Annotated in this window: 3 protein-coding genes; 1 reads left to right on the plus strand and 2 read right to left on the minus strand. The window is 33.3% G+C overall.

Translation table 11 applies throughout. The annotated features are described in order from the left end of the window. Positions 1-374: 374 nt before the first annotated feature. Positions 375-1,334, minus strand: a complete 960-nt coding sequence (locus tag AAC053_RS13345; RefSeq protein WP_339757607.1) for an OmpA family protein — start codon at positions 1,332-1,334, stop codon at positions 375-377. A 36-nt stretch (positions 1,335-1,370) separates the two neighbouring features. Continuing rightward, on the minus strand, positions 1,371-2,132 hold the full coding sequence (locus AAC053_RS13350; protein WP_339757610.1) for an exodeoxyribonuclease III: 762 nt from the start codon (positions 2,130-2,132) through the stop codon (positions 1,371-1,373). Between the two features lie 202 nt (positions 2,133-2,334). On the opposite strand from AAC053_RS13350, the gene AAC053_RS13355 reads away from it, so the two are divergent. Next, a complete protein-coding gene (locus AAC053_RS13355; protein ID WP_339757613.1) occupies positions 2,335-5,763 on the plus strand; it encodes a hypothetical protein in 3,429 nt (1,142 codons plus the stop codon). The last annotated feature ends 40 nt before the right edge of the window (positions 5,764-5,803 follow it).

The following is a 5,803-nucleotide window of genomic DNA, read 5'->3' on the forward strand; positions in this document are numbered from 1 at the left end:
AAAACCTTCTTCTTGGGTATTCTGGTTTCCCCAAGTCATGGTGCCTAGGCATATTTTACTAACTTTTATGTCTGTGTTTGGTAGGGTTGTGTATTTCATCATTTACTGCGACGGCAGGAATCTTTTTTAGTTAAACTTAATTTGTTATTCTGAACTTGTTTCAGAATCTTATTAATATATAGGTTTCTATTCAACTCAACCTAAGATTAATAAAGCAAAAATAAGAAGACCTTTCAGGTTATAGAAACCTGAAAGGTCTAAAAGTATGTTAATATGTCATTTCGAGGCCGAAGGACGTGGCAATCTTTTCAATTGAAACTTAAATTCAACAGATTGCTTCGTAGCTAATAAGCTTCTCACAATGACGGTTCCATTTAAATCTCATTCAGCAATTTAGAAATTTCGTCTAATTTTGGCGTTAATATCACTTCGATACGCCTGTTTTTTGCCTTTCCTTCTACAGAGTCGTTTGATGCTATTGGTGCATATTCACCACGACCTGCAGCAGTTAAGTTTTCTGGGTTTATTGAGTTGTTCTCTCTAAGAATATTTACAATTGCTGTAGCACGTTTAGTAGATAAATCCCAGTTACCACTTAATTGTCCATTACTTGTATAAGGATCATCATCTGTATGACCTTCAATAAGTATTGAAATCTCCGGATTTTCACCTAAGACACTTCCTAATTGTTGCACAGCCTTTCGTCCTTCTGTGCCAACAGACCAACTACCAGATTGGAATAATAATTTGTTTTCCATAGAAATATAGACTTTACCATCGCGTTGCTCAACGGTTAGACCTTTGCCTTCAAAATTGGTTAAAGCTTTTGATATAGCATCCTTTAAGGCACGCATATTTGCATCTTTAGCAGCAATAACACTTTCTAATTCAGCCACACGTTTAGATCTACTTTCTAATTCTTTTTTTAGCGTATTGAGGCGCTCATTTTCGGTAGCTAGCGCTTGTTCTTTTGCTTCTAATTGTGCTAAAAGCTCTCTGTTTTTCTTTGAGTTTGCAGCAATCGAAGCAGAACTATTTTCTTCTAAAGCTTTGTATGATGCCTTTAATGTTTCGAGATTTGATTTTGCAGCAGAATAATCACTCTGTAGTTTATCACGTTTAGCAATAGCTACGTCATAAGCAGTTTGAAGTTTATTTAAATCATTATTTAGTTTCGTTTTGTCATTAGAAAGCGATGCAACTTCATCAGATAAACCACGATTTTCTTTTTTTAAGTTACCGTATTTATCTTCAAGGTCTGTAAATATTTTTTTCGACACACAAGACGTAAATAACGTAAGTGTCAATACTATTAATGAAATTTTTTTAATCATATTATTATTGTTTAGTCGTTTGTTGTTGGTTTATTTTTAGAGATCCAATTCTAACAGAATCGGACAATGATCACTGTGAACCGCTTCAGTTAGTATAACGCTGCGTTTTATTTTTTCTTGTAAAGGTTCGCTAACCATGGCATAATCTAAACGCCAACCTTTGTTATTAGCTCTAGAGTTTGCTCTATAACTCCACCAAGAATATTCTTGCTTTTCGGGATGTAAATACCTAAAACTGTCAATAAAGCCGCTATCGATAAAGTTACCCAGCCATTCGCGTTCTTCTGGTAAAAATCCAGAAACACCTTTCATTTTTGGGTTATGGATATCGATTGCTTCGTGGCAGATATTATAATCACCAACAATTACCAAATTTGGTTTTTCCTTTTGGAGATCATTCAAATAGTTGTGTATTAGATCCATGTATTCAAATTTATGAGCTAACCTTTCACTATTGGTTCCAGACGGTAAATACATACTCATTACAGAAACGTTGTCGTAATCTACTCGTATGTTTCGACCTTCAAAATCCATGGATTCAATTCCTGTTCCGAATTCTATATGATTGGGTTCCGATTTACACAAAACAGCAACACCACTATAGCCTTTTTTCTGAGCACTAAACCAGTAATTGAACTTATAGCCAGCTTCTGTAAACAAATTAAGATCGAGTTGCTCTTCCATTGCCTTAATTTCTTGAAGACAAATCACATCTGGATCTGTAGCTTTTAACCAGTCAATAAAGCCTTTATTTATGGCTGCTCTAATGCCATTGACGTTGTACGATACGATTTTCATGATAAGTTGAATAGGTTTCTGCTAAATTAAATAATACTGTACTTTTACAGCATATTTTTATACTGCTTTTAACTATAAAATATTTCCTGTTTTAAGAAGTTATTATTCTACATGAAACGAGCGCAAAACAGAATTTCGATGATTAGTATAAAAACCATGCGCAAACAGCAGGTGTCCTTTGAAAAAAAATGAGTAAAACTACATGAAATACACTTTACTTTTTATAATGATTATAGGCTCTTTTGGCGCATTCGCCCAAGAGAATTCTAGCAATTTTAGAAAGAAACGTATTGCGGTAAAAGATTCAATTCTCATAGACTCTGTAAGTATTAATTCTTCAAAATTTGTAATAAAAACAAAAGATAATACAATTTTAGATTCGACATTATACACCATTGATTTTGCAAAGGCACTTTTAAAATTTAAGCATCCGATGGATTTAGATACGATTCAAGTAGAATACTTACGCTATCCTAACTTTTTAACTAAAGTCTATATGCAATTAGATGATAAGGTTATTGTAGATAGGTCTTCTGCCGGTTTGCAACAATTGTACAAACTTGAAAACACTAATAAGCGCGATACATTTACACCTTTTGATGGCCTAACTACTTCTGGCAGTATCTCTAGAGGTGTGACTATTGGTAATAATCAGAATTCCGTTTTAAATAGCGAATTAGATTTACAGATTTCGGGAAAATTAAACGATAAAGTCTCTTTGAGAGCATCGATACAAGATGCAAATATTCCCTTACAAGAAAGTGGTTATTCACAACGACTAGATGAGTTCGATCAAGTATTTATAGAGCTATTTAGTGACGATTGGAATATACGTGCTGGTGATATAGACTTAGAGAATGCCAATAGTTATTTTGCCAACTTCTCTAAGCGTGTGCAAGGTTTGTTTGTTAATGCTAATCTAGGGAAAAGCACCAAAATTTTTGCTTCTGGAGCCTTGGTAAGAGGCCAATTTACAACTACACAATTTACGGCTCAAGAAGGTAACCAAGGGCCTTATAAACTGAGTGGGCCAAACAATGAATTGTTTGTACTCATAGTGTCTGGTAGCGAAATAGTTTATGTAAATGGTGTTCCTTTAGAACGTGGCGAAAATAATGATTACATCATCGATTATAATGCAGGTGAAATTATTTTTAACTCTACATTTCCGATTACTTCCGAAATGAGAATTACCGTCGATTATCAATTTAGTGAACGGAATTATTCGCGATTCATTGTTTTTGGAGGCGGAAATTACACAACTGAAAAACTAAGTTTAAATGTCTCAGTCTATTCTGAAAGCGATGCTAAAAATCAACCCTTACAACAGAATTTATCCACAGAACAAACACAGGTTTTAGCAAATGCTGGTGATAATACAGATTTAATGGTAGCGCCTTCAGCGACACAAGAATCGTTCTCTGAAAATCGAATTTTATATCGAAAAGAGCTTGTTGGTGCAGAAGAAATCTTTGTGTTTTCTAATAATCCGGATGATGAACTGTTTAGTGTGCGCTTTACTTTAGTTGGTGCTAATCAAGGAAATTATGTATTGAGTAATTCTAATGCAGTGAGCAATATTTTTGAGTATGTTACACCAATTAGTGGTGTGCCACAAGGAAATTATGAGCCTATAACTCAGCTTGTAGCTCCAGAGCGGTTACAAATCGCTGTTTTAAATGGGAGATATAAACCCACTGAGAAAACGGATGTATATTTTGAATTGGCTGGCAGTAAAAATGATGAGAATCTGTTTTCTAATTTAGATGATGATGACAATGATGGTTATGCCGGAAAGTTAAGAGTGAACCAAAAGCTTATAAAATCAGATAGTCTCTGGGATCTATCTGCTTTAATTGATGCTGATTTTATTGAAAAGAATTTTAGAACAATACAACGATTATATAGAGCAGAGTTTAGTAGAGATTGGAACTTGGATGATTCACAAAGCAGTCAAGGTAATTTTAACTTTGGTAATCAGCTGTTGCTAAATTCAGGATTACAATTGTCACATTCCAAAAAAGGAACGGTTTCCTATAATTTTGAATACCTTGATTATTCAGAAAACTTTAATGGGAGTAGGCACAATGTGAATACTAATTTGCGTTTAGGCGATTTCAATATCTTTTCGAATTCTAGTTTTTTAAATAGTGAAAGTACTATAAACCGTTCAACATTTTTAAGATCGTTTAATCGTGTCGTTTATGGTAAAAATAACAAATGGACTGGTGCGAAATTTGCAATTGAAGATAATGAACAAACAGTAATTGAAACGGATTCATTAACTCCTTTAAGTCAAAAATTTACAGCTTATGAAGTTTTTGCAGGTATTGGTGATAGCACTAAGGTATTTGCAGAAGTGGGTTATATAAAACGTTTTAATGATAGTTTGCGCAATAACCAGATAGAACGTGTTAATAGTTCTAATACGTATTATTTAAAATCACGTTTGGTACAAAACAAAAATACTAATCTGCAATTATTTGTTAATTATAGAGATTTAAAGGCACAAGATGAAACTACTGAAAATGAACAAAGCTTAAACAGTAGGTTAAATTATAGTCAGAAATTATTTAATAATCTCATAGTCTGGAATACTAGTTTTGAAACCAATTCGGGTACTTTACCACAACAAGATTTCACCTATGTCGAAGTCGAAGCTGGCCAAGGTGCTTACACATGGATAGATTATAATGATAACGGCATACAAGAGCTTAATGAATTTGAAATTGCACAGTTTACAGATCTAGGGAGTTACATAAGAGTCTTATTACCAAACCAGGTGTTTGTGAGAACACATCAAAATAGATTGAGCCAGACATTAACTATTAATCTGCAACAATGGAGTAAATCCGAAAATAAGACCAAAAAATTATTTTCGCATTTTTATAATCAAACATCCTATTTAATTGATAGAAAAATTAAGCGCGAAGGCAATAATTTTAACCTTAATCCATTTAAGAATGATGAAGAAAATCAGTTAGCCTTAAATAATAGTGTACGTAATGTGCTGTTCTTCAATAGAGGAAAGCAGCTTTATACCACGTCTTACACCTATCTTACCAATACAAGTAGAAATCTGCTCTCTATAGGGTTTCAAGAAAACATATTGTCGAGTCATCAATTAAATTTCAATCATAAATTTGCAACGAATTGGTTAGCCAATACCTTGGTTAGTTTAGGAACTGATGAAAGTATTAGTGAGAATTTTACGAACAGAAATTTTAATATTGAAGAAGAGCGATTTCAACCAAAGTTGTCGTATTTATTTAACGAAAATGCACAGTTCGATGTTTTTTATCAATACACGTCTAAAGCAAATACCCTAGGAAGCTTAGAATCTTTAGCACAGAATAATTATGGCTTGTCATTTACCTATAATAATGCGCAGAAGATTGCATTGACGGGAGAATTCAATTTTTTTAAAAATGAATTTGAAGGCAATGCAAATACTCCAGTAGCTTACCAGATGTTAGAAGGTTTACAGCCAGGAAAAAACTTTACATGGAGTTTATTGGCTCAAAAGAAACTCACCAAGTTTTTAGATTTAAATCTTAATTATTTTGGACGTAAAACGGAGACTTCTAGAACTATTCATACTGGAACAATACAGTTGAAGGCTTATTTTTAAAACTAATGTATTTTCTTACGCAACCATTTAGATAGTTTTG

Origin of the sequence: uncultured Winogradskyella sp. (assembly GCF_963975125.1) — a bacterium.
GTDB lineage: Bacteria > Bacteroidota > Bacteroidia > Flavobacteriales > Flavobacteriaceae > Winogradskyella.

Excerpts from the sequence above, each read along its gene's own strand:
- AAC053_RS13345 (WP_339757607.1), bottom strand. The coding sequence starts at position 1,334 with ATGATTAAAAAAATTTCATTAATAGTATTGACACTTACGTTATTTACG.
- AAC053_RS13350 (WP_339757610.1), bottom strand. The coding sequence starts at position 2,132 with ATGAAAATCGTATCGTACAACGTCAATGGCATTAGAGCAGCCATAAAT.
- AAC053_RS13355 (WP_339757613.1), top strand. The coding sequence starts at position 2,335 with ATGAAATACACTTTACTTTTTATAATGATTATAGGCTCTTTTGGCGCA.